This window comes from Ornithinimicrobium sediminis (assembly GCF_021272345.1).
Classification (GTDB): domain Bacteria; phylum Actinomycetota; class Actinomycetes; order Actinomycetales; family Dermatophilaceae; genus Ornithinicoccus; species Ornithinicoccus sediminis_B.
On the sequence record NZ_JAJSDQ010000002.1, the window covers coordinates 617,160 to 640,497 of the forward strand.

Annotated in this window: 19 protein-coding genes; 12 read left to right on the forward strand and 7 right to left on the reverse strand. The window is 72.3% G+C overall.

What is annotated here, in order from left to right:
* The first annotated feature begins 24 nt into the window (after positions 1-24).
* Genes LVO85_RS07355 through LVO85_RS07385 form a run of 7 tightly spaced genes read left to right on the forward strand, consistent with a single transcriptional unit; the run spans position 25 to position 6,971 of the window.
* A complete protein-coding gene (locus LVO85_RS07355; RefSeq protein WP_232746748.1) occupies positions 25-348 on the forward strand; it encodes a hypothetical protein in 324 nt (107 codons plus the stop codon).
* Complete coding sequence (locus LVO85_RS07360) at positions 345-1,760, forward strand: hypothetical protein (protein WP_232746749.1); 1,416 nt, start codon at positions 345-347, stop codon at positions 1,758-1,760. Before LVO85_RS07355 ends, LVO85_RS07360 begins: the two co-directional genes overlap by 4 nt.
* Entirely contained in the window at positions 1,757-2,458 is a 702-nt protein-coding gene (locus tag LVO85_RS07365; protein WP_232746750.1) for a hypothetical protein, read from the forward strand. The genes LVO85_RS07360 and LVO85_RS07365 overlap by 4 nt, the downstream gene beginning before the upstream one ends.
* A gap of 10 nt (positions 2,459-2,468) precedes the next feature.
* Positions 2,469-3,701, forward strand: a complete 1,233-nt coding sequence (dxr, locus tag LVO85_RS07370; RefSeq protein WP_232746751.1) for a 1-deoxy-D-xylulose-5-phosphate reductoisomerase — start codon at positions 2,469-2,471, stop codon at positions 3,699-3,701.
* Positions 3,701-5,026, forward strand: coding sequence for a M50 family metallopeptidase (locus LVO85_RS07375; protein WP_232746752.1), 1,326 nt, complete (start codon positions 3,701-3,703; stop codon positions 5,024-5,026). Before dxr ends, LVO85_RS07375 begins: the two co-directional genes overlap by 1 nt.
* A 15-nt stretch (positions 5,027-5,041) precedes the next feature.
* A complete protein-coding gene (gene ispG / locus LVO85_RS07380) occupies positions 5,042-6,214 on the forward strand; it encodes a flavodoxin-dependent (E)-4-hydroxy-3-methylbut-2-enyl-diphosphate synthase (RefSeq protein WP_232746753.1) in 1,173 nt (390 codons plus the stop codon).
* A 58-nt stretch (positions 6,215-6,272) separates the two neighbouring features.
* Positions 6,273-6,971, forward strand: coding sequence for a nucleoside/nucleotide kinase family protein (locus tag LVO85_RS07385; RefSeq protein WP_232746754.1), 699 nt, complete (start codon positions 6,273-6,275; stop codon positions 6,969-6,971).
* Positions 6,972-7,038: 67 nt separating this feature from the next.
* Here LVO85_RS07385 and glpK read toward each other — a convergent pair whose 3' ends face one another.
* The 3 genes from glpK to LVO85_RS07400 form a co-directional block, all read right to left on the reverse strand.
* On the reverse strand, positions 7,039-8,577 hold the full coding sequence (glpK, locus tag LVO85_RS07390) for a glycerol kinase GlpK (RefSeq protein ID WP_232746755.1): 1,539 nt from the start codon (positions 8,575-8,577) through the stop codon (positions 7,039-7,041).
* A gap of 141 nt (positions 8,578-8,718) precedes the next feature.
* Positions 8,719-9,441, reverse strand: coding sequence for an MIP/aquaporin family protein (locus LVO85_RS07395; RefSeq protein WP_232746756.1), 723 nt, complete (start codon positions 9,439-9,441; stop codon positions 8,719-8,721).
* Between the two features lie 101 nt (positions 9,442-9,542).
* The gene (locus LVO85_RS07400; RefSeq protein WP_232746757.1) at positions 9,543-11,294 is read right to left on the reverse strand and encodes a glycerol-3-phosphate dehydrogenase/oxidase; all 1,752 of its coding nucleotides are present in this window, start codon (positions 11,292-11,294) and stop codon (positions 9,543-9,545) included.
* A gap of 134 nt (positions 11,295-11,428) precedes the next feature.
* Here LVO85_RS07400 and LVO85_RS07405 point away from each other — a divergent pair, with 134 nt between their 5' ends.
* Entirely contained in the window at positions 11,429-12,271 is an 843-nt protein-coding gene (locus tag LVO85_RS07405; RefSeq protein ID WP_232746758.1) for a GNAT family N-acetyltransferase, read from the forward strand.
* 9 nt (positions 12,272-12,280) lie between these two features.
* On the opposite strand, the gene LVO85_RS07410 is transcribed toward LVO85_RS07405, so the two are convergent.
* Both LVO85_RS07410 and LVO85_RS07415 read right to left on the reverse strand, forming a co-directional pair.
* On the reverse strand, positions 12,281-14,347 hold the full coding sequence (locus tag LVO85_RS07410) for a prolyl oligopeptidase family serine peptidase (RefSeq protein WP_232746759.1): 2,067 nt from the start codon (positions 14,345-14,347) through the stop codon (positions 12,281-12,283).
* A 13-nt stretch (positions 14,348-14,360) separates the two neighbouring features.
* Positions 14,361-15,251 (reverse strand): alpha/beta hydrolase, encoded by an 891-nt coding sequence (locus LVO85_RS07415; protein WP_232746760.1) that lies wholly within the window; start codon positions 15,249-15,251, stop codon positions 14,361-14,363.
* 91 nt (positions 15,252-15,342) lie between these two features.
* Between LVO85_RS07415 and LVO85_RS07420 the strand changes: the two genes are divergently transcribed.
* The 4 genes from LVO85_RS07420 to LVO85_RS07435 all read left to right on the forward strand — a co-directional run bounded on the left by LVO85_RS07420 (position 15,343) and on the right by LVO85_RS07435 (position 19,950).
* Positions 15,343-16,557 (forward strand): cysteine desulfurase-like protein, encoded by a 1,215-nt coding sequence (locus LVO85_RS07420; RefSeq protein WP_232746761.1) that lies wholly within the window; start codon positions 15,343-15,345, stop codon positions 16,555-16,557.
* Between the two features lie 74 nt (positions 16,558-16,631).
* Positions 16,632-18,419 (forward strand): proline--tRNA ligase, encoded by a 1,788-nt coding sequence (locus LVO85_RS07425; protein ID WP_232746762.1) that lies wholly within the window; start codon positions 16,632-16,634, stop codon positions 18,417-18,419.
* Positions 18,419-19,165, forward strand: a complete 747-nt coding sequence (locus LVO85_RS07430) for an HAD family hydrolase (RefSeq protein WP_232746763.1) — start codon at positions 18,419-18,421, stop codon at positions 19,163-19,165. The genes LVO85_RS07425 and LVO85_RS07430 overlap by 1 nt, the downstream gene beginning before the upstream one ends.
* Before the next feature lie 32 nt (positions 19,166-19,197).
* Positions 19,198-19,950, forward strand: coding sequence for a sulfite exporter TauE/SafE family protein (locus tag LVO85_RS07435; protein ID WP_232746859.1), 753 nt, complete (start codon positions 19,198-19,200; stop codon positions 19,948-19,950).
* 17 nt (positions 19,951-19,967) lie between these two features.
* Here LVO85_RS07435 and LVO85_RS07440 read toward each other — a convergent pair whose 3' ends face one another.
* On the reverse strand, positions 19,968-21,236 hold the full coding sequence (locus LVO85_RS07440) for a CapA family protein (protein WP_232746764.1): 1,269 nt from the start codon (positions 21,234-21,236) through the stop codon (positions 19,968-19,970).
* 4 nt (positions 21,237-21,240) lie between these two features.
* Positions 21,241-23,241: a thioredoxin domain-containing protein gene (locus LVO85_RS07445; protein WP_232746765.1), complete on the reverse strand. Its 2,001-nt coding sequence runs from the start codon at positions 23,239-23,241 to the stop codon at positions 21,241-21,243.
* Positions 23,242-23,338: the final 97 nt, after the last annotated feature.

Genomic DNA, 23,338 nt, shown 5'->3' on the forward strand with positions numbered 1-23,338 from the left:
CGGGCGGGTCAAGGGGTGGTGCGGGTGTCCAACAGCTACAGGGTCGACCCCGAGGCGCTGGCCGGGTCGGCGCGGGAGGTGGCACGGCTGTCGGCCGAGGTCGACGGCATGGCGCGGGCGCTCGGCACGACCCTGCGTCAGGTGGCGGCCGCGTCCGGCCGGACCCGGTTGGCCGTCGCGGCGGAGGGTGCGGCACACCAGTGGGCAGGACGTGTGGGTGACCTCGCCGGTGCGGGTGCGGAGCTGGCCCGGGCGGCCGGAGCGGCCGCGACGGCCTACCGGGTCGTGGAGACCGAGCAGACCGTGCGCTGGCACACGCACCGGCATGACGGGACAGACGTGCTGTGACAGCGCTGACGATGTCGCCCGCCGAGCTGCGGGTGGCCTCCCGCCGGCTCCATGCCCACGGCACGAGCGCCCGGGAGGTGGCACGCGCGGGCCTGCTGAGTGGGTCGTACGCGGACTGGTCGGGCCTGGCGGCCGTGTCGGCCCGGGCCGCGCTCGAGAGCTGGTCCGGGGGCGTGGGGCGGTGCGCGGACCCGGTCGAGGAGCTGGCCACGCACCTCGCCCTGCTCGCAGCCGACGTCGACACCGCGCAGGCTGACGTGCGGTCGTGGACCGCGCAGAGGGACACCTGGGCCGCGGAGATCCGCCATCTGGACGTCCGGATGGGGCTGGCCGACGAGACCACGCGACCGGTCCTGATGCGGCGGCGCGTCGAGCTGCTGGGTCTCGTGCACCGGGCCGGCGAGCAGATCGCCGCCGCGGATGCGCGGGTGGAGTGTGCCGCCGACGACGTGGCCGAGCGGCTGGAGCAGCTCTGGAGCACGGCAACCGTCGAGGTCGCTCGCGAGGTGCATGCGCTGGGCGGGGCGGTGGTCCAGGCCGGACGAGCCGGCGCCCAGCTGCTCGTCTCAGGGCAGGTGCTCCGCTGGGCGGTGGACTACGCCCGGACCGCCGACCTCGCTGTGCGGGCCGCCCTGCGGGAGCATGCCCGGGACGCCGCGCAGCGCGTCCTCGCCGGGGCTCGGCGAGGTTCCCAGCTGTCCCGCTTCGCCGTGGTCAAGACACCGCTGGTCGTCTGGCTCACCGCTGTGCCCGACGTCGTCACGGGAGGTGGCTACTCCGGAGCCCGAGGGTGGACGACCCGGGCGCTCGCCGCAGCGTCGCTGCCGGCCTCCGTGGGTGTCTTCGCGCCGCACCCGGTCGCCATCGGTGGCAGCCTCGCCGTGCTGGGCAGCTACAGCCTGTGGACCGCCGGCAACGTCGCGTACGACCACCGGCACACCCTGGCACGGGTCGGCGGGGCGGCCCACGCCGCGGGACGCCGCGGGGCTGCGCACCTCGTCGGGGTGCTCCGCGAGGGCCGCGAGGAAGCGGACCGCACCGCCACGCGGGGGCGGGACGGGGTGGCCCAGGGTCTGGGACGGGTGGGTCAGGAGGTCCGGGAGGCGATGGCCGAGGGGTGGCTCCCGTTGGGGCGCCCGCTCCGGCTCGGCGAGCTGCCCCGCGTCGACCTGGCCGACATCCGGGTGCCCCGCCTGACCGAGCTCGTGCCATGGTGGACGGGTGCTCCGGCTCCGCCGGCCGTCCCGATCGGTCCGGTCGAGCTGCCGCCGGCCCCGGCCGACCAGGTCGTCCCGCCGTCCGGCAGCGTGCTGGAGCTGACCCCCGGGGTGGCGGTGCCGCGACTTCCGGTCCACCCGGGCCCGCTGCCCTGGCCGCCCGTCCCTGACGTCCTTCGGCCCGGTGCCCCATGAGTGACGCGGGAGTGCCGCGGGTCGTGGTGGCCCACCTCACCGACGAGGAGCTCGACGTCCTCACCGACGGCTGCGACGACGTCGTGTCCCGGCCCCATCTGTCCGTCCTCGAGCACGAGGAGCGTGCCGCCGCACGACGGGCCGCGGCGCGCTCGCTCACCGCTCGAGGGCTGCTGCCGGCCGAGGGGAGCGGACCGGACGGAGAGGCGACGAGCCTGGGCTCGGTCCTGTCGGTGCGGGCCGGTGCGCCGGAGGTCGTCGTGCTGCACCGGCGGGTCGGGGAGACGTCGCTCACCCGCTACCTCTTCGTGCTGGATCCGGTCGTCGTCTGCGAGGACCTGACCGAGGGCGGCGTGCACACCCTGTCCGTCGTGGAGGCGAAGGACAGGGAGGCGCTGGGGGTGGAGTTCCTGGTCCCGCCCGATGCTGCTCCGGCACCCGAGCGCACGTCCTGGCAGGTGCCGGGCGGCACCGCGGCTGCCGACCTGCTGGCCACCCTGGGGCACCCGGTGGTGCTGGCGGAGTCGGTGCAGCTCCACACCGACCGGCCGCCGCCACCAGCCCTGCTCCTCGCCCTGGGACCGAGCGGGTGCTACGTCCTGGAGGCCCGTGACGACACGGGGTGGACGGTGCAGCCGGGCTCGCCGTCCCAGGTGGCGCACCGGGCGACGGCGCGGGCACCCGGGGCCCACGGGTGACAATGGACGCGTGACAGACACACGCTCCCTGGTCCTGCTCGGCTCGACGGGGTCCATCGGCACCCAGGCGGTCGACATCGTGGGGTCCCACCCCGACCGGTTCCGAGTGGAGGCCGTCGCAGCGGGTGGGTCCGACCTGTCCCTCCTGGCGCAGCAGGCGGTGCGGCTGCGGGTGGAGCGGGTGGCGGTCGCCGACCCCGAGGGCCGTGACCGGCTCACCGAGGCGGTCGCGGCGGCCGCGCGGGCGGCCGGCGACCCGGCATACCGACCGGAGGTCCTGGCCGGGCCCGGCGCCTCGGCCGAGCTGGCCGGGTCAGGGGCCGACGTGGTGCTCAACGGGATCACCGGCAGCATCGGGCTGGAGCCCACCCTGGCGGCTCTGGGAGGCGGCAGCACCCTGGCACTGGCCAACAAGGAGTCACTGATCGTCGGGGGGCCCCTGGTCACCGGCGCAGCGGGACCCGGTCAGATCGTGCCGGTCGACTCCGAGCACAGCGCCATCGCCCAGTGTCTGCGCGGTGGACGCGCCGACGAGGTGCGCAGACTGGTCCTCACCGCCAGTGGAGGCCCGTTCCGTGGCCGCACCCGGGACCAGCTGGCTCAGGTCACGCCGCAGGAGGCGCTGCGGCACCCGAACTTCGCCATGGGCGCGGTCATCACGACCAACTCCGCGACCCTGGTCAACAAGGGCCTGGAGGTGATCGAGGCGCACCTGCTCTTCGGGGTGCCCTTCGACCGGATCGACGTCGTGGTCCATCCGCAGCAGCAGGTCCACTCGATGGTCGAGTTCCACGACGGGTCCACCATCGCCCAGATGGGTCCACCGCGGATGCTCGTGCCGATCGCCCTGGGGCTGTCCTGGCCGGAGCGCCTCCCGGACGTCGACGAGCCGTGCGACTGGAGCGGGCCGAGCTCGTGGGAGTTCCACCCGCTCGACGACCAGGCCTTTCCCGCGGTGCGGCTCGCCAGGCAGGTCGGACAGGCCGGCGGCACCTACCCGGCCGTCTACAACGCTGCCAACGAGGTGTGCGTCGCGGCGTTCCACGCCGGCGTCATCACCTTCACCGACATCGTCGACACGGTGGCGGCCGTGGTCGACGAGTATGAGGCCGGGAACTCCGCGGCTGTCTCGTCGGTTGACCTCACGGTGGAGCACGTGCTGCAGGCGGAAGCCTGGGCGCGGGGCGCCGCACGCGCCATGATGGAGACGACGACCGGCTCACGAGGGAAGGGGACCCGCTGATGCTCTACCTGCTCGGCGTCCTCCTGATGCTCGTCGGGATCGCCGTGTCCATCGCCCTGCACGAGATCGGGCACCTGGTGCCGGCCAAGAAGTTCGGCGTCAAGTGCACGCAGTACATGGTCGGGTTCGGCCCGACCATCTGGTCGCGGGTCCGCGGGGAGACGGAGTACGGCGTCAAGGCGATCCCGCTGGGCGGGTACGTACGGATGATCGGCATGTTCCCGCCGCGACCCCAGGACGAGGGCAGGCTGCGCGCCTCCAGCACCGGGCGCTGGAGCCAGATGAGCGAGCAGGTGCGCGCCGAGTCGCTGCAGGAGGTCGGGCCCGGCGACGAGGACCGGGTCTTCTACAAGCTCCCCGTCTGGCAGCGCCTCGTCGTGATGTCCGGCGGGCCGCTGATGAACCTGCTCATCGCGACCGTCCTGCTGACCGGCATCATCACCGTCTACGGGCTGCCGCAGCTGACCGCACAGGTGTCCGCGGTCGCCGCATGCGCGCCGACCGATGTCACGGCCGAGGACTGCGAGGGACAACCCGCGGCTCCGGCTGCCGCCGCGGGGCTCGAGGTGGGCGACCGCATCCTGGCCGTCGACGGGCAGGCGGTGGACGACTGGACGGGTGCGTCCTACCTCATCCAGCAGTCCGGCAGCCAGGCCGAGCTGCTCGTCGAGCGGGACGGTGCCCAGCAGACGCTGGTCGCCGACATGGTGGTGCGCGACCGCCCCTTGCTCAACCCGGACGGCAGCGTCCAGGTGGACGAGGCCGGCGCCCCCGTCGTCGGCCCGGTCAGCTACCTGGGAGCCAGCGGGTCGCTGGAGTACGTCACGCAGCCACTCACCGAGGCTCCTGCGTTCGTGGGACAGGCGCTGATGGACACCGCGGCCATCTTCCTCCAGCTCCCGCAGAAGCTCGTGGGCGTCTGGGAGGCAGCCTTCGTCGGCGAAGAGCGGGACGCCGAAGGACCGATGTCCGTCGTCGGCGTGGGCCGCGTCGCCGGTGAGGTGACCTCCGGCGACCTCGGGCTCCTCTCGGACAGCGTGAGCGCCCGGATGGTGCTGTTGCTCTCCCTGCTCGCCTCGCTCAACATCGCGCTCTTCGTGTTCAACATGATCCCGCTGCTGCCGCTGGACGGCGGCCACATCGCCGGTGCGCTGTGGGAGGGGCTCAAGAAGACCTGGGCCCGGCTGCGCGGACTGCCCGACCCGGGGCCGGTGGACGTCGCCAAGGCGCTACCGGTGGCCTACTCCGTCGCGATCGGCCTGATCGCGATGACCCTGCTGCTCGTCTACGCCGACCTGGTCAACCCCATCCGGCTCGGCGGCTGAGAGATACTGGAAGACATGACTGCTGGCACCCCCATCTCACTCGGTATGCCGTCCGCACCCCCGCCGGTGCTCGCACCTCGACGACCGACCCGCAAGATCCGGGTCGGCAAGGTCGAGGTCGGCGGCGACGCACCCATCTCCGTGCAGTCGATGACCACGACGCCGACGACCGACATCAACGCCACCCTGCAGCAGATCGCCGAGCTCACCGCGACCGGCTGTGACATCGTGCGCGTGGCCTGTCCGACCCAGGACGACGCCGACGCTCTGCCGGTGATCGCACGCAAGTCGCAGATCCCGGTCATCGCCGACATCCACTTCCAGCCGAAGTACGTGTTCGCGGCCATCGAGGCCGGCTGCGCGGCGGTGCGGGTCAACCCCGGCAACATCCGCAAGTTCGACGACCAGGTGAAGGAGATCGCCCGCACGGCCAAGGACGCCGGCGTGTCGATCCGCATCGGCGTCAACGCCGGGTCGCTGGACAAGCGGCTGCTGGACAAGTATGGCAAGCCCACGGCGGAGGCCCTCGTCGAGTCCGCCGTGTGGGAGGCCTCGCTGTTCGAGGAGCACGGCTTCCACGACTTCAAGATCTCCGTGAAGCACAACGACCCGGTGGTCATGGTCCGGGCCTACGAGATGCTCTCCGAGCGTGGTGACTGGCCGCTCCACCTGGGTGTGACCGAGGCCGGTCCGGCGTTCCAGGGCACCATCAAGTCCTCGGTCGCCTTCGGTGCGCTGCTGTCCCAGGGCATCGGGGACACCATCCGGGTGTCCCTCTCGGCGCCACCGGTGGAGGAGGTCAAGGTCGGCAACCAGATCCTGCAGAGCCTCAACCTCAAGCCTCGCAAGCTCGAGATCGTCTCCTGCCCCTCCTGCGGCCGTGCCCAGGTGGATGTCTACACGCTGGCGGAGGAGGTCACCGCCGGGCTGGAGGGCATGGAGGTGCCGCTGCGGGTGGCCGTCATGGGCTGCGTGGTCAACGGTCCGGGCGAGGCCCGCGAGGCCGACCTCGGGGTGGCCTCCGGCAACGGCAAGGGCCAGATCTTCGTCAAGGGCGAGGTCATCAAGACAGTGCCGGAGAGCCAGATCGTCGAGACCCTCATCGAGGAGGCCATGCGCATCGCCGAGGAGATGGGGGAGCCCGTCGACGGTGAGGCCGCCGGCGCGCCCTCGGTCACCGTCGGCTGACGCCGGGCCCCACGCGCCGGGTTCGTCCACGGCGCACCACCGTGCCTAGGCTCGGGGTATGTCGTACCCCGGCTTCGTGCCCGTCCGCCAGCTGGTCCTCGTCGACCTGCTCGGCCTCATGCTCGGCGTCCGGCCGGGGGAGCGGGCGGTCGTCGCGATCGACGGGGTGGACGGCGCGGGCAAGTCGCACCTCGCGGCCGAGCTGGTGACCCTGGCGGAGCACGTTGCGGGGCGGCAGGTGCTCAGCGTCTCGATGGACGGCTTCCACCATCCCCGCGCCCGTCGCTACCGGGACGGTCGCACCGCCCAGACCTACTACCGGGACGCCTTCGACTACGACGCCTTCCAGCGCAGCGTGCTCGAGCCCTTCCGGGCCGGCCGGGAGATCGTGCCGGCCGTGCGTGACGTGACCCGGGACGTCGCTGTGCACCCCGACCCGGTCGAGGCCGACGACGACGCGCTTCTCCTGGTCGACGGGGTCTTCCTGCACCGCCCCGAGCTGGTGGCGCGATGGGACGCCACGCTGTTCGTGCACGTGCCCTTCGAGGTGTCCGTGCCTCGGGGCGCAGCCCGATTCCCCGACCGACGGGTCGCGGGCGACGAGGACCCCGGCCATCCGACGCACGCCCGCTACGTCGAGGCCCAGCGGTTCTACCTCGACCAGGCCCCGGTGCAGCAGGCCACGTGGGTGCTGGACAACACCGACCTGCGACGACCCGACCTCTTCCACGGTGACAAGGACGAGCCCGTGGTCTGACGCCGACACCGCGGGCATCGTGGAGCCCGGCCCCGCCTCGGCGGGACCGGGCTCCACGTTCCGGTGGTCAGGCGTCGGCGTCCTCCGAGGCGGACTTCTCCTCGGCCTCGGAGTCGTCGTCGACCCAGTCGAAGGTCTTGGTGACGGCCTTCTTCCAGTTGCGGAAGAGCCGCTCGCGCTCGGTCTCGTCCATGGAGGGCGACCAGCGCTTGCCCTCCTTCCAGTTGTCGATGACGTCCTGCTCACCGGAGAAGAAGCCCACGGCGATGCCGGCCGCGTAGGCGGCTCCCAGCGCCGTCGTCTCGGCGACCTCCGGGCGCACCACGTCGACGCCGAGGATGTCCGCCTGGAACTGCATCAGCGTCTCGTTGGCCACCATGCCGCCGTCCACGCGCAGCTCGGCCAGCTCCACACCGGAGTCCGCCGTCATCGCGTCGGAGACCTCGCGGGTCTGGAACGCGGTGGACTCCAGCGCGGCCCGGGCGATGTGGTGCTTGTTGACGTAGCGCGTCAGGCCGACGATCGCACCGCGCGCGTCGTCCTTCCAGTAGGGGGCGAAGAGACCCGAGAACGCCGGGACGATGTAGCAGCCGCCGTTGTCGTCGACCTCCTTGGCCAGGGTCTCGATCTCGGGCGCCTCCTTGATGAGACCGACGTTGTCGCGCAGCCACTGGACGAGCGACCCGGTCACCGCGATGGAGCCCTCGAGCGCGTAGACGGCGTCCTGGTCACCGATCTTGTAGCAGACCGTGGTGAGCAGGCCGTTGTGGCTCGGGACGATCTCGGTGCCGGTGTTGAGCAGCATGAAGTTGCCCGTGCCGTAGGTGTTCTTGGACATGCCCTTCTCGAAGCACGCCTGGCCGAACGTCGCCGCCTGCTGGTCACCCAGGATGCCGGCGATCGGCACGCCGAGCTTGGTGCTGTGGCCGTAGACCTCCGAGCAGGACTTGATCTCCGGCAGCATGGACATCGGGATGCCCATGGCCCCGGCGATGCCCTCGTCCCAGCTGAGCGTCTCCAGGTTCATGAGCATCGTGCGGGAGGCGTTGGTCACGTCGGTGACGTGCACACCGCCGTCGACGCCGCCGGTGAGGTTCCACAGGACCCACGAGTCGGTGTTGCCGAACAGCAGGTCGCCGGCCTCGGCACGCTCCCGCGCGCCCTCGACGTTGTCCAGGATCCACTTCACCTTGGGGCCCGAGAAGTAGGTGGCCAGTGGGAGACCGCAGCTGGCCTTGAACCGGTCGGGACCCTCGTCGGCGCCGAGCTCGGCGACGATCTTGGAGGTGCGGGTGTCCTGCCAGACGATCGCGTTGTAGACCGGCTCACCGGTGTTCTTGTCCCAGACCACGGCGGTCTCGCGCTGGTTGGTGATGCCGATGGCCGCGATGTCGTCGTTGCTGAGGTTGCCCTTGCCCATCGCCTGGCCGATGACCTCGCGGGTGTTGTCCCAGATCTCGACGGGGTTGTGCTCGACCCACCCGGCCTTCGGGAAGATCTGCTCGTGCTCGTGCTGGCCGACCGAGTGGATCGTGCCGCCCTTGGTGAACACGATGGCACGCGTGCTGGTCGTGCCCTGGTCGATGGCGAGTACGTAGTCTGCCATGGTCTTCTCCTCCACGTCGTTGTGCGGTTGGTACCTGGCCCCCGGCCGGGCCGCCCTCGCGGACGACCCGACCGGGTCGGACTCGGTCAGGTGTGCCGTGCGGCCAGGTCAGCGCCCGGCACCCCTGTGGTCACGGGCGGGTCAGCCGACGGCCGCGGCGAGCAGGCCGGCCAGGGCGCCACCGATGAGCGGGCCGACGATCGGCACCCAGGAGTAGCCCCAGTCGCTGGAGCCCTTGCCCGGGATGGGCAGGATGGCGTGGGCGATGCGGGGGCCGAGGTCACGGGCAGGGTTGATGGCGTAGCCCGTGGGTCCACCGAGGCTGGCGCCGATACCGACGACCAGCAGCGCCACGGCCAGCGGGCCGAGCTCCTGGGGGGTGTTCCCGAACATCAGCACGACGTACACCAGCACGAAGGTGCCGATGACCTCGGTGATGAGGTTGGAGGTGTAGTTGCGCAGCTCCGGGCCGGTGGAGAACACGCCGAGCTTGACGGCCGGGTCGGCGTCCTGTGCGAAGTGGTCCTTGTAGGCCAGCCAGGCCAGCACGGCTCCGATGAAGGCACCGATGAGCTGGGCGGCGATGTAGATCAGCGCGTTGACGAAGGACGCCTCCACCCCGGCCGCGAACTCCTCGGCGCCGTTGGCCAGCAGGCCGACCGTCACCGCGGGGTTGATGTGGGCGCCGGACTTGAAGGCGACGAAGACTCCGGCGAAGACACCGAGCCCCCATCCGAAGTTGATCAACAGCCAGCCGCCGTTGAAGCCCTTCGTCTTGGGCAGGATGGCGTTGGCGACCACACCTGCACCGAGCAGCAGCAGCATCGCTGTGCCCAACACCTCAGAGAGAAAGACCTCTCCCATGTCCATGTAGTTCTCCGATCTCGACCTAGTGGTGGGTCACGGCGCAGGCGTGATGCCGGCGTCGCTTCGGTGACGACACGCTCGGCACGTGGCCGAGGCGCTCAGCCACCGGAGCCGATGGGGTGCAGCGGGGTGATCGGTTCGGCCTTGCTGCGCTCCGCAGCCGCCGAGGCGTCGTCCGGCTGCCGGGCAGCAGCCTCCTCGGCCTCCGCCCTCGCACGGTAGGCGGACACCTCCTTCTCCTTGCGCGCCTCGTCCCAGCCGAGCCGGTCGGCGGCGATGTCGGCGATCTCCGGGACGGCGTCCAGGCCCTGGTGCAGCACCTCGTAGACCAGCCGGGTGCGTCGGCACATGATGTCCTCCAGGTGCAGCGCCCCCTCGCTGGTGCAGGCGTAGGCGATCTCGGCCCGGAGGTAGGCGTGCGCGTGCTCCAGCGGCGTGGCCAGCGACTCGTCCTCGGCGATGAGGTCGAGCAGCTCGTCCATGAGCGAGCCGTAGCGGTGCAGCAGGTGGTCGACCATCATGTCCGACCAGCCGAAGCGGCGCTGCAGCTCGGGCATGCGGCGGCGCACGGCAGCCTCGCCGACAGCGCCCAGCAGCGGGATCTCGTCAGTGATGCATGCCAGCTCCTCGGCCCGGTTGCCCAGGGCGAAGTCGACCGCGTCCTTGGCCATGACCCGGTAGGTCGTCAGCTTGCCGCCGCCGATGACGGTGAGACCGGGGATGGGGCTGGCCACGGTGTGCTCCCGGCTCACCTTGGCCGAGCTGGTGCCCTCCTTGGTGCCCGGCTGGAGCAGCGGGCGCAGCCCGGCATACCACCCGATCACGTCGTCACGGGTGAGCGTCTTCTTCAGGACGTCGTTGGCGTGGTCGAGGACGTAGTCGATGTCCGCCGCGGTGGCCACCGGGTTGTGGCGGTCCAGCTCCCAGGGGGTGTCCGTCGTGCCCAGGATCCAGTAGCGCGACCAGGGAATGAAGAAGAGCACCGACTTCTCGGTCTGGATGAACAGGCCGGAGGTGCCCTGGATGCGGTCCCGCGGGATGATCAGGTGGATGCCCTTGGAGGCGAGCACGTTGAGCCCGCCACTGGTGTCGGCGAGGTCCTCGACGTCCTCGGTCCACACCCCGGTGCAGTTGATGATGTGCCGGGCGCGAGCGGTGATCCGGGTGCCCGTCTCCAGGTCCATCAGCACGGCTCCGTTGGCGCGTCCTGTCTCGTCCTTGGTGATCTCGACCACCTGGGTGCGGCTGGCGGCGTGGGCACCGTAGGTGACGGCCGTGCGCACCAGCATGGCGACCAGCCGCGCGTCGTCGACGGTGGCGTCGTAGTACTGCACCGCGCCGATCGCCGTCTCGTGCCGCAGGTCGGGGAAGGACTGCTCCAGCCCCTTGCGCGTGCGGTGCTTGTGGATCGGCAGCGCACGGCGGCCGGGCATCAGGTTGGCCAGGGCGTCGTAGAGGGAGACCCCGGCCCCGTAGTAGGCGCGCTGCCAGACCCGGTGCTCCAGGGGGATCAGGAAGGGCATCGGCTTGACCAGGTGCGGGGCGAGCTTCTGCAGCAGGAGCCCGCGCTCGGTGAGCGCCTCCTGCACCAGCTTGAAGTCCAGCATCTGGAGGTAGCGCAGACCGCCGTGGACGAGCTTGGTCGACCACTGAGAGGTGCCGGAGGCCCAGTCCTGGCCCTCGACGACAGCGGTCCGCAGCCCGCGCGTGGCGGCGTCGAGCGCGGCGCCGGCACCGGTGACACCACCGCCGATGACCAGCACGTCGAGCTCGGGTCCGCCCTCCCCGCTGGCGGCGAGGACGTCAAGGGCGTCCTGTCTGGACTGGGCGGTGAGCGGCTGTGCGTGCACGATGTCCTCCCGGGTGTGCGAACAGGTCGACCGCCGAACGTCGAGGTCAGATGCCTCGTCGCAGGGCCGGTGTGACGTACGTTACTAGCACGCCGAGATCGACACGTGTGCGGGTGTGCGGCAGGCTTGCCGGCATGCTGCGCGGCGTCGGTGCGACCCGGACCTTGGGTCCTGCCGATCGGGCCTGGGCCCTGGAGGTGTGCGCCGAGGACCCGGTCAGCCATGTCTTCGTGGCGGCCCGTCTGGTGGACGGGGCGCTGGGCCACAGCAGGGCAGCCATGTTCGCCTACGACCGCGGCGGGGAGCGTGCCCTGTGCTGGTCGTCCGCCAACGTCGTGCCGGTCGGCGGCAGCCCGGCCGCGCTGCGGGCCCTCGCCTCCCGGGTCGTCAAGCGCCGGCGCTTCGCCTCCTCGGTGTTCGGACCCTCCGAGCAGGTCCTGCGGCTGTGGTCCCTGCTGTCACCGTCCTGGGGGCCGGCGCGTGAGGTGCGGGCGCAGCAGCCGGTGCTGACGATCTCCCGCCCCCCGTCCGCGGCCGGTGTCACGGTGGACCCGCTCGTCCGCGTGGCCCGTCCTGACGAGGTGGACCTCGTCGCGCCGGCAGCGGCGGCGATGTTCACCGAGGAGATCGGCTACCCGCCCTACCGGGGGTCCGACGCCGCCTACCGGCAGAGCGTGGCCAACCTGCTGCACCGTGGGCACACGCTGGTGCGCGTCGAGGACGGACGGGTCGTGTTCAAGGCCGACCTCGGTTCGGTGGCTCTCGGGGTGGCTCAGGTGCAGGGGGTGTGGGTCGACCCGCTGAGCCGCGGCAGGGGCATCGCCGTGCCGGCCATGGCCGCGGTGGTCGAGCACACGCTGGCGCACATCGCCCCGGTCGTGACCCTCTACGTCAACGACTTCAACGCCGCGGCGCTGGCGACCTACCGGCACGTGGGCTTCGAGCAGACCGGGATGTTCACCACCGTCCTGCTCTGACCTCGCTCCTCAGCCCAGGTGGCGGTGCAGGAAGGCCCAGGGCAGCGCGTGCCACAGCGCCCACTGATCGGCCGTCGAGGCACCTCCGTGGCCGCCCTCGGTCTGCTCCCAGTAGGTCACGTCCCGCCCGGCGGCGGCGAGCAACGCGGCCATCTTCCGGGCGTGGCCGGGGTGCACGCGGTCGTCCCGGGTGGAGGTCGCGAGGTAGACCGGGGGCGTGGGCCGGTGAGGGGCGAAGCGGTGGTAGGGCGAGAACGTCCGCATCAGCTCCCACTGCTCGGGGTCGTCCGGGTCGCCGTACTCGGCCATCCACGAGGCGCCCGCCAGCAGGTGCGTGTAGCGGCGCATGTCCAGCAGCGGCACCTGGCAGACGACAGCGCCGAAGTCCTCGGGACACCCGGTGAGCATGTTGCCCACGAGGAGGCCTCCGTTGGACCGGCCCGAGCACCCGAGGTGCGCCACGGCGGTGACCCCACGCGCCACGAGGTCCCGCGCCACGGCCACGAAGTCCTCGTACGCGCGGTGGCGGTGTCCGCGCAGGGCCGCCTGGTGCCACGCGGGGCCGAGCTCCCCACCGCCGCGGATGTTCGCGACCACGTACACGCCCCCTCGTGCCAGCCAGGCGCGGCCGACGACAGGGTCGTAGGCGGGTGTGAGCGGCACCTCGAAGCCCCCGTAACCGTGCAGCACGGTCGGCGTGGTGCCGTCGAGGGGCAGGTCCGCGGGGCCCACCTGGAAGTAGGGCACACGGGTGCCGTCGGCCGAGGTCGCCCAGTGCTGCGTGACGCTCAGCCCGGTCGCGTCGAACCGCGCGGGTGCCTGCTTCAGCACCTCGAGGGTGGCGGAGGCCGGGTCGTCGCCGAGACGGGCGAGAGACAGTGCCATCGGCCGGGTCCAGGTGGTGGTGACCACCCACAGGTCGTCCTGGTGCTCGTCGTCGACGGCGGCGACGGAGACCGTCGCCAGGTCGGGTGCCTGGGTGTCGAGCGGCCGCTGCGACCAGCCGTCCGGGCCGGGGGTGCAGACGACCACCTCGTGCTGCACGTCACGCAGCACCGTGAGCACCAGGTGGGACCGGGTCCATGTGTGGTCGACCAGGCTGCTGCTGCCGTCCGGGACGAACAGCGGGATGAGGTCCTGGTCGCCGGCGAGGAAGCGGTCGAGCTCGACCACGAGCAGTGACCCCGCCGGGTATGCCGTGGCGCCGGTCGGGTGCTCGCCCGGCGGTGCCCAGTCGTGCGGTGCCCAGTCGTGGCGCAGCAGGACGGCCAGCCACTGCCGGTGCAGCGAGACCTCCGCGGACTCGGGGACGTCGACGAGGACGAGCTCCCCGTCCTGCAGAAGGTAGGTGCGGCTGCGGTAGAACGCGAGGGCACGGTGGACGACGTCGCGCTCGAACCCGGGGGTGCTGTCGTGGGAGGCGTTCACGAGGAGGTCGTCCACCCCACCGGCGTACACCTCGGGTGCGTCGGCGAGCGCGGTGCCGCGGCTCCAGCGTCGCACGGTGCGGGGGTAGCCGGACCGTGTCCGGGAGCCCTCTCCCACGTCGGTGAACGCGAAGACGGTGTCACGGTCGACCCAGGCGAGCCCGCCCTTGGCCTCGGGGCGCACGAAGCCGTCCTCGACGAAGGTGCGTGTGCGCAGGTCGAGCTCCCGGGTGACGTCGGCGTCGGAGCCTCCCGGGGACAGGTCCACGAGCGCCCGGTCGTGGTCGGGACGCAGCAGGCGGGCGCCGTGCCACACCCACGGCACGCCCTCGGCCTCGCCGAGCGCGTCGACGTCCAGCAGCACCTCCCACTCCGGGTGGGCCGTGCGGTAGGACTCCCACGTCGTCCGGCGCCACAGGCCGCGCGGGTGCGCCGCGTCGGTCCACAGGTTGTAGAGGTGGTCACCCACCTGGGTGACCAGCGGGATCCGGTCCTCGGCCTCCAGCGCGTCCTGGATGCCGGCGCGCAGCTCCTCGAAGAGCGGCTCGGACTGCAGGTCCGCCTCGGCCTCACCGCTCCGGGCGTGGACCCAGGCCGTCGCCTCGGTGCCGTGGACGTCCTCCAGCCAGGCATGCGGGTCGGTGCTCATGGGGCCTACCCCATCACGACGGCGGGACGCCCTCCCGTGCAGGTCCTGCGTCACGGGGGGGTGCGGGCACGGCATACCCCGAGAGCAGCCAGTGCAGGGCGGCCGGCAGCCGCTCTGCCCAGGCGCTCTCGGCGTGGTGCGCCTGGCTCTCGAACAGGTAGCGCACCGGCACTCCGGCGCCGCGCAGCCAGCCGAGCACGAGCTCGGCGTCGCGCACGTAGGCGGCCTCGATGGCGGCGTCGTCGGGCTGCTCCCGGCCACCGACGTCGAGGTAGACTCGCTGGTGGGGCTGGTGCGGCCACGAGAACAGCCTTTCCTGCAGGTCGTCGAGCATGGGCCGGCCCGGCCACCAGAAGGCGGGGGAGAAGACCCCGGCGCCCCCGAAGACGTCGGGACGGCGCGTCCAGGCGTGCATGCTGACGACGCCGCCCAGCGACGACCCCGCGACGAGGGTGGACTTCGGCCCCGTCAGGGTCGGCAGCGTGCGGTCGACCGCCGGCAACAGGTCCTCGACGAGGAAGTCGACATAGTCGTCGGCGCGGCCACCGCCGGACTCGGGGTGGGGGTAGGGCGTGTACTCCTCGGCCCGAGCTGTGGGCGAGCAGGGCACCCCCACGGCGATGGCGTCGAGGCCTCTGGCCGACAGCGCGCCCAGGGCCTGGTCGGCCCGCCATGTCGCACCGCTGTAGGACAGCGCCGGGTCGAAGAGGTTGCCACCGTCGTGCAGGTAGACGACGGGGTAGCGGCGCTCGTGCTCGTCGTGACCGGGCGGCAGCCAGGCGTAGAGGTCCGTCGTGCGACCCAGCGACGGCACGTGCACCTCCTGCATGACCCTGAGGTCACCCTGCACGCCCCTGTCGCGACGGTAGGGCGACCACTGCCCGAAGCGCACCCGTCCACTCATGCGGGTGAGCCTAGCCAGGGGCGGCGGTGCGTGCCCGCCCGACCAGGGCCCCCGCTCGTGGCACCGGGACGGACGGTCTAGGGTCCGCGACATGGCTTTCGACGTGCAGACCGTCCGATCAGGCTTCCCGGCGTTGCGGGAGGGCACCGCCCACTTCGACGGACCGGGTGGCTCCCAGACCCCGGCGTCGGTGGCGGAGGCGGTCGCGCGCACCATGACCTCGTCGATCTCCAACCGCGGCCGGGTCACCGCGAGCGAGCGGCGGGCCGACGACATCGTGCTCGAGGCGCGCGCGGCCATGGGTGACCTGCTGGGGACCGAGGCCGGCGGGGTCGTCTTCGGGCGGAGCATGACCGCGCTGACCTACGACCTGGCGCGCACGCTGGCCCGGGGCTGGAGCGCCGGTGACGAGGTGGTGGTCACCTCTCTCGACCACGACGCCAACATCCGGCCCTGGGTGCAGGCGGCCGAGCGGGCCGGTGCCACCGTGCGCTGGGCGGAGTTCGACCCCGCCACCGGGGAGCTGCCTGTCGCAGCGGTCGAGGAGCAGCTCTCGGAGCGCACCCGGCTGGTCGCGGTCACCGGTGCCTCCAACCTGGTCGGCACCCGGCCGGACGTGCCGGCGGTCGCGGCGGCCGCGCATGCCGTCGGTGCCCTCGTGCACGTCGACGTGGTGCACCTCGTAGCGCACGCCGTGGTCGACCGGCACGCGCTCGGGGCCGATGTGCTGGCGTGCTCGCCCTACAAGCACTTCGGCCCCCACCTGGGTGTCCAGGCCGCCGACCCGGCCCTGCTCGAGACCCTGCACCCCGACAAGCTGCTGCCCTCGACCGACCAGGTGCCCGAGCGCTTCGAGCTCGGCACGCTGCCCTACGAGATGCTCGCCGGCACGACGGCTGCGGTCGAGGCGATCGCCGCGCTCGACCTGGACGCCATCGGCAGCCGGCGGTCCCGGATCGAGACGTCGATGGCGGCGGTCGAGGCCCACGAGGACGGGCTGCGCGAGCGGCTGGAGGCCGGGCTGCGCGGCGTGGACGGGGTGGTGCTGCACTCGCGGGCGGCCCGGCGCACCCCCACGGTCTACTTCGCCGTCGAGGGAGTGGAGTCCGCCGCGCTCAGCCGGCACCTGGCCGAGGCCGGGGTCAACGCCCCGGCAGGCCACTTCTACGCGATCGAGGCCGCACGCCGTCTGGGGCTCGGCGACACCGGCGCGGTCCGGGCCGGCATCGCCCCCTACACCGACGCCGGGGACGTCGAACGGCTCGTCGACGCCGTGGCTGACGGCGTCGCCGCACTCCGCGGCTGACAGGTACCCTCACACGAGGCCCGCGGCGCGCGCCCGGACCCTTCCCACCGCATACCTCCTGAAGGAGTGACACCGTGGCCCTGCGCCTGTCGACCCTGTTCCTGCGGACCCTGCGCGAGGACCCGGCCGACGCCGAGATGCCGGGGCACAAGCTGCTCGTGCGGGCGGGCTACATCCGCCGCGCCGCGCCCGGGGTCTACAGCTGGCTCCCGCTGGGTCTGCGTGTCCTGCGCAAGGTCGAGCGCGTCGTGCGCGAGGAGATGGACGCCATCGGCGGCCAGGAGCTGTCCTTCCCGGCGCTGCTGCCGCGCGAGCCCTACGAGGCGACCGGACGATGGACGGAGTACGGCCCCAACCTGTTCCGTCTCCAGGACCGCAAGGGCGTCGACATGCTGCTCGGGCCGACGCACGAGGAGATGTTCACCCTCGCGGTGAAGGACATGTTCAGCTCCTACAAGGAGCTGCCGCTGACGCTCTACCAGATCCAGACGAAGTACCGCGACGAGGCGCGTCCGCGCGCCGGTCTCCTGCGGGGCCGGGAGTTCATCATGAAGGACTCCTACTCCTTCGACGTCGACGACGCCGGGCTCGACGCCGCCTACCAGCGGCATCGCGAGGCCTACGTGCGCATCTTCGACCGCCTCGGCTTCGACTACGTCATCGTGCACGCCGACTCCGGAGCCATGGGGGGCTCGGCCTCCGAGGAGTTCCTCGCGGTGAGCCCGCACGGCGAGGACACCTTCGTGCGCTGCGAGGCCAGCGGGTATGCCGCCAACGTCGAGGCCGTCGTCATGCCCCAGGCCACCCCGGTCGACGCTTCGCAGGTCCCGGCGGCCCACGGGGAGGATACCCCCGACACCCCGACCATCGACACCCTGGTGGCCGCGGCCAACGCCGACCACCCCCGCGCCGACGGGAGGCCCTGGACTGCGGCCGACACCCTCAAGAACGTCCTGGTGATGCTCGTCCACCCCGACGGCAGCCGCGAGCCCCTGGCCATCGGTGTCCCCGGGGACCGTGAGGTGGACCGGAAACGGCTCGAGGCCGCCGTGTCGCCGGCCGTGCCGGAGGCCTTCGACGAGAAGGAGTTCGCGGCCCACCCCGTGCTGGCCAAGGGCTACATCGGGCCAGGCGTGCTCGGTGCGCAGAAGGCGAGTGGGATCCGCTACCTGCTCGACCCCTCCGTCGCCGAGGGCTCCGCCTGGGTGACCGGTGCCGACGAGCACGGCAGGCACGTCTTCGACCTCGTGCACGGCCGCGACTTCACTGCCGACGGCACCATCCAGGCCGCCGGCATCCGCGAGGGCGACCCCAGCCCCGACGGTCAGGGGCGGCTGACCCTGGACCGGGGCATCGAGATGGGCCACATCTTCCAGCTCGGTCGCAAGTATGCCGAGGCGCTCGAGCTCAAGGTGCTCGACGAGCACGGCAAGCTCGTGACGGTGACCATGGGCTCCTACGGGGTCGGTGTGAGCCGGGCTGTGGCGGCGGTCGCCGAAGGCACCCTCGACGACAGCGGCCTGTGCTGGCCGCGCGAGCTGGCCCCGGCGGACGTCCACATCGTCGCCACCGGCAAGGACCGCGCCGTCTTCGAGACGGCCGAGCGGCTCGTCGTGGACCTGGAGGCGCACGGGGTCGAGGTGATCTACGACGACCGCCCGAAGGTCTCACCCGGGGTGAAGTTCAAGGACGCCGAGCTGCTCGGGGTGCCCACGATCGTGGTGGTGGGCCGGGGCCTGGCAGAGGGGGTCCTGGAGATCAAGGACCGCCAGACGGCCGAGCGTCGTCAGGTGGCCGTCGGTGACGCGGTCGGTGAGGTCCTGGTCGAGATCGGTCACCCCGCCGCGGTCTCCTTCCGCTGATGCGGGTGGCAGCGGTCGTCTTCGACTGGGGCGGCACCCTGACGCCCTGGCACACCGTGGACGTCCGGGCACAGTGGCGGCAGACGTATGCCGCGCACGCGCACCCGGACGACCACGCGGCGGCCGAGGCCCTCACCGACGCGCTGTGCGACGCCGACGCCCACCACGTGCGGCTGGGCCGGGAGGAGCACCGCAGCTCCACGCTGGAGCAGGTGCTGGAGCACGCCTGCGCCGCCGTGGGCCTCGACCCGTCGGCCGTCGACGGCCCCACGGTGCGCGCGAGCTACGAGCGCTGGTGGGAGCCGCACACCTTCACCGACCCGCACGTGCACCCCCTGTGGGCCTGGCTGCGCACGCAGGGGATCAAGGTGGGTGTGCTGTCCAACACGATCTGGAGCCGCGACTACCATCGCGGGCTGTTCGCTCGTGACGGTGTGCTGGAGCTCGTCGACGGCGACGTCTACACCAGTGAGCTCGACGTGGTGAAGCCCCATCCCGAGGCCTTCCTCGCGGCGGCGCGCGCCGTGGAGGCCGACCCGGGGGAGTGCATCTACGTCGGCGACCGTCTCTACGAGGACGTCCACGGCCCGCGCCAGGTGGGCATGCGCACGGTGCACATCCCGCACAGTGACATCCCCGGTGACCAGACCGTCGCGGTGGACGTGACCCCGCACGCGGTCGCGCACCACCTGGCCGACATCGCCGGCATCGTGCACGGGTGGAGGTCCGGGGCGGGCGACGGGTGATCGAGGACATCTCGCCGTGGCTCTTCGCCGCCATGGCACTGGCCGGGCTGGTGGCCGGCTGGGTCGACGCCGTGGTGGGAGGTGGCGGACTCATCCAGCTCCCTGCGCTGCTCATCGGCTTCCCCCAGGCCAGCCCGGTGCAGATCCTGGCGACCAACAAGCTCGGGTCCATCTGTGGCACCGCCACCAGCTCCCTGACCTACTGGCGTCGGGTCCGTCCCGACCTGCGCACCGCCTTGCCCATGGCGGGCTTCGCGTTCGCCGGTGGCCTGGTGGGGGCGCTCATCGGGTCGGTGATCCCCAAGGAGCTGTTCAACCCGCTCATCCTGCTGGTGCTGGTCGGCGTCGGGGGCTACACCCTGGCCAGGCCGAGCATGGGAGCGCTGTCAGCGCTACGTTTCCAGGGTCGTCGGCACCACGTCACCGCGGGCACCATCGGCTTTGCGGTGGGGGTCTACGACGGTGCCCTGGGCCCGGGCACAGGGTCGTTCCTCGTCTTCGCCCTGGTCGGCGTCCTCGGCTACGGCTTCCTGCAGGCCAGCGCGAAGGCCAAGATCGCCAACCTGGCCACCAACTTCGCCGCCCTGTGCGTGTTCGTGCCGCAGGGGGCCGTGATGTGGCAGATCGGGCTGGTCATGGGGGTCTGCAACGTGCTGGGCGGCTACCTCGGCGCCCGGACGGCGGTGGCCAGGGGCGACCGCTTCGTGAGGGTCGTCTTCGTCGTCCTGGTGGGCGCCTTCATCCTCAAGATCGGCTACGACACCGTCGTGCAGCTCACAGCCTGAGGGAGCCCGGCCAAGGGTCAGGGCTCCAGGGGCCCAGGGTCGCAGGTGCCCAGGGAGGTCAGGGCCTCCAGGGTGCGCCGGTAGGTCTCGGGACGCGTGGCGATGGTCGCCGGGCGGACGACGTGCCCGTCGAGGTCGACCCAGGTGGGCTGGACCCGCAGCTCCGAGGTGACCGCGCCGGACCCGTCGCGATGCAGGGTCACCTCGGCGACCATGCCCTCCTGCGTCTCCGGACGCAGGGCGCCGCCCGTGGTGTCGGGGGACTGGTTGGACAGGAAGTTGCCCAGGCCGTAGAGCACGTGCTTGCCGTTGACCACCTCGCACGGCTGGACGACGTGGACATGCGTGCCCAGCACGAGGTCCACGTCGTCGGACTCCAGGAGCTCGGAGGCGATGCGGCGCTGGTCGGTGGTGGGCTCGGTGGCGTACTCCTGGCCCCAGTGCATGCTCACCACGACGAAGTCGGCCCCGTCGCCACGGGCCGCCGCCGCGTCCTCGAGGATGCCCTCCGCCCCGACGACCGGCCACAGGTTGCGCTCCAGCCAGGGGGCCTCCCCGGGCACGACCGTGGTGGGGCTGCCGTCGTTGGGGTAGGTGTAGGTGTAGGCCAGGTGGGCCACCGCCGCGCCCGCGGTGTCGTAGACCTCCGCCAGTCCGGCCCGGTCCTCCTGCGCGGTCGGCCCGGCATACCCCAGCCCGGCGTCACGGACGACCTGCTCGGTGTCGGCCACGCCGTCCAGCCCGCGGTCCATCGTGTGGTTGGAGGCGAACTCGCACCCGTCGAAGCCGACCTCGGCCAGGGTCCCTGCCAGCTGGTAGGGCGTGTTGAACGACAGGACGCCCTGCGTCGTGAGCCCGGTGTTGTCGGGGGTCAGGGGAGTCTCCAGGTGGCACAGGGTCAGGTCGGACGTGGACAGCAGGTCGGCCACGTCGTCGAACATCGGGCCGAACTCGTAGCCGCCCTCGGCCCCTCCGGCGTAGTCGGCGGCGCTGGCGATGACGCTCGCGTGCGGGAGCAGGTCGCCCGCCGCGCCGACCGTCACCGACAGCTCTCCGGGGTCGTCCTCCGCCGACGTGTCCTCCGGGTGCGTCGCGGTGTCCCTGGCTGTGTCCGCCGGCGCCGTCCCGGGTCCGGCGTCCCCCGTCTCCCCGGCCACCGGCGCCGTGCCGGAGACCTCCTCCGCGGGTGGCGCGGGTGTGCCGGCCGACTCGTCGCTCGACGCCCCGGCGCACCCGGCCACCAGCAGCGCCGTCGCGACGGCAGTTGCGGTCAGTGCGTTCCACATGACCTCAGGGTAGGCGGACCGGAGGCAGGGCCCGCGCCAACGCGCCCACGTCGGTGACAGGGACGTCGCACACCGTGCCGCGGCAGACGTAGGCCGCCGGGGCCCCGTCCACCGTGCCCCGTCCTCGCAGCAGGGGGATGCCGTGGTCGTCGCCCTCACCGACGACGACGTGCACGCCGGCACCAGCGCGTCGGGCCGCCTCGACCAGGCCCGCCGCCCCTGGGGCGTCGCCTCCGGTCGCCACGGCGACCTGCAGCGGGCCCCGGGCCAGGTCCTCGGCCGCGGCCAGCAGCCATCCTGCGAAGCGGGGCGCCGTGCGCGCCAGCCCACCGAGGGCGTCCACCGCCTGGGCGGCGCGTGCCAGATGGTCGGCAGAGCCCGCCACGGCCCCGTAGCTCACCAGGGCCGCGGTGAGAGCCGAGTGCCCGCACGGTTCGGCGTTGTCCCCCGAGGACTGCGGGCGCAGCACGAGGGGCTCCGCGTCGTGCGCGGTGTCGTGGAAGCCGCCCGACCTGTCGGAGAAGCGGTCCATGGCATCGGAGAGCAGTGCCTTCGCCTCGTGCAGCCACCGGGCCTCACCGGTGACCGTGTGCAGGACGGTCAGCCCCGTGACCAGGTTGCCGTAGTCCTCGGCCACGCCCTCGGCCGCTCCCACCCTGCCGTCCCGGGAGCTGCGCCGCAGCCGTCCCCCCACGAGGTGCAGGTCCGTCAGCAGGTGCGCGCAGCGGCGGGCGGCATCAACCCACTCCGGCTCGTCGCACCACGCACCGGCCCGGGCCAGGGCGCCGACGAGGAGCCCGTTCCAGGCCGTGACGACCTTGTCGTCGCGGCCTGGCTGCGGCCGCTCTGCACGGGCGGCCAGCAGGGCGCCCCGGGTGCGCTCCCACCACTGCGGGTCGGCCGGGTCCACAGGCAGCTGCAGGGTCGACCGGCCGTGCTCGAAGGTGCCGCTGTCGGTGACCCCCAGGAGCGTGGCTGCCTGCCGGCCCTCCTCCGGGCCCAGCACCTCGGTGAGCTGTGCGGGCGTCCACACGTAGGTCGCTCCCTCGACACCTTCGGTGTCGGCGTCCAGCGAGCTGGCGAAGCCGCCTTCCGGTGTCCGCATCTCGCGCAGCAGCCAGCCGGCCGTGTCCCGCACGACCCGTTCTGCGAGTGTGCGGTCAGGCCCGTCGAGGCTCGCCAGGAGGTCGACGTAGACCCCGAGCAGCAGCGCGTTGTCGTAGAGCATCTTCTCGAAGTGGGGCACGACCCAGCCGGCATCCACGGCGTACCGGGCGAAACCGCCGCCCAGCTGGTCGTACATGCCGCTGCGCGCCATCGCGGTGGTCGTCTCGAGCAGCATGCGTGCGGCGGTGGCGCTCCCCGTGCGGGCGTGGTGGCGCTGCAGGAAGGACAGCACCATGGACGGGGGGAACTTGGGTGCGCCACCGAACCCGCCGTGCTCGACGTCGAAGTCGCGGGAGAGTGCCGCGACGGCACCGGCCAGCACGTCCTCGGTCACCGCGCCCTCGCGACGGGAGGCCGCCTGCGCCTGCTGCAGGGTGCGCACGACGTGCTCGCCGCCGGCCCGCACCTCCTGCTCCCGCTCGGCCCACGCGGTGCCGGCCGCACCGAGCAGCTGGAGGAGCTGTGGGCGCGGCAGGTAGGTGCCGCACCAGAAGGGCTCGCCCTCGGGGGTGAGCAGGCACGTCATCGGCCATCCCGCGTGCCCGGTCATGGCGGTGGTCGCGCTGAGGTAGACCGCGTCGATGTCGGGGCGCTCCTCGCGGTCCACCTTGACCGCGACGAAGCCGTCGCGGAGCACCCGGGCGACCTCCTCGTCCTCGAACGACTCGTGTGCCATCACGTGGCACCAGTGGCATGCGGCATACCCCACCGAGAGGAACACCGGCACGTTGCGACGGCGTGCCTCGTCGAAGGCCTCCTGGCCCCACTCCCACCAGTCGACGGGGTTGTCCCGGTGCTGGGCGAGGTACGGGCTGGTGCTGCGGGCGAGGCGGTTCATCGGACGGGTCCCCTCGGGTGGCGTGGATCACTGGTCAGCGGTGCGTCGGACTGACATCATCTCCGCAACACCCGTGATGTGCCGACGAAGGAGTGGG

What these genes read in the sequence shown, in the direction of transcription:
- LVO85_RS07415 (WP_232746760.1), bottom strand. Translation starts at nt 15,251, where the DNA reads ATGAGTGGACGGGTGCGCTTCGGGCAGTGGTCGCCCTACCGTCGCGAC.
- LVO85_RS07405 (WP_232746758.1), top strand. Translation starts at nt 11,429, where the DNA reads ATGCTGCGCGGCGTCGGTGCGACCCGGACCTTGGGTCCTGCCGATCGG.
- LVO85_RS07410 (WP_232746759.1), bottom strand. Translation starts at nt 14,347, where the DNA reads ATGAGCACCGACCCGCATGCCTGGCTGGAGGACGTCCACGGCACCGAG.
- ispG (WP_232746753.1), top strand. Translation starts at nt 5,042, where the DNA reads ATGACTGCTGGCACCCCCATCTCACTCGGTATGCCGTCCGCACCCCCG.
- LVO85_RS07375 (WP_232746752.1), top strand. Translation starts at nt 3,701, where the DNA reads ATGCTCTACCTGCTCGGCGTCCTCCTGATGCTCGTCGGGATCGCCGTG.
- LVO85_RS07385 (WP_232746754.1), top strand. Translation starts at nt 6,273, where the DNA reads ATGTCGTACCCCGGCTTCGTGCCCGTCCGCCAGCTGGTCCTCGTCGAC.
- LVO85_RS07420 (WP_232746761.1), top strand. Translation starts at nt 15,343, where the DNA reads ATGGCTTTCGACGTGCAGACCGTCCGATCAGGCTTCCCGGCGTTGCGG.
- LVO85_RS07430 (WP_232746763.1), top strand. Translation starts at nt 18,419, where the DNA reads ATGCGGGTGGCAGCGGTCGTCTTCGACTGGGGCGGCACCCTGACGCCC.
- LVO85_RS07445 (WP_232746765.1), bottom strand. Translation starts at nt 23,241, where the DNA reads ATGAACCGCCTCGCCCGCAGCACCAGCCCGTACCTCGCCCAGCACCGG.
- glpK (WP_232746755.1), bottom strand. Translation starts at nt 8,577, where the DNA reads ATGGCAGACTACGTACTCGCCATCGACCAGGGCACGACCAGCACGCGT.
- LVO85_RS07365 (WP_232746750.1), top strand. Translation starts at nt 1,757, where the DNA reads ATGAGTGACGCGGGAGTGCCGCGGGTCGTGGTGGCCCACCTCACCGAC.
- LVO85_RS07435 (WP_232746859.1), top strand. Translation starts at nt 19,198, where the DNA reads ATGGCACTGGCCGGGCTGGTGGCCGGCTGGGTCGACGCCGTGGTGGGA.
- LVO85_RS07440 (WP_232746764.1), bottom strand. Translation starts at nt 21,236, where the DNA reads ATGTGGAACGCACTGACCGCAACTGCCGTCGCGACGGCGCTGCTGGTG.
- LVO85_RS07395 (WP_232746756.1), bottom strand. Translation starts at nt 9,441, where the DNA reads ATGGGAGAGGTCTTTCTCTCTGAGGTGTTGGGCACAGCGATGCTGCTG.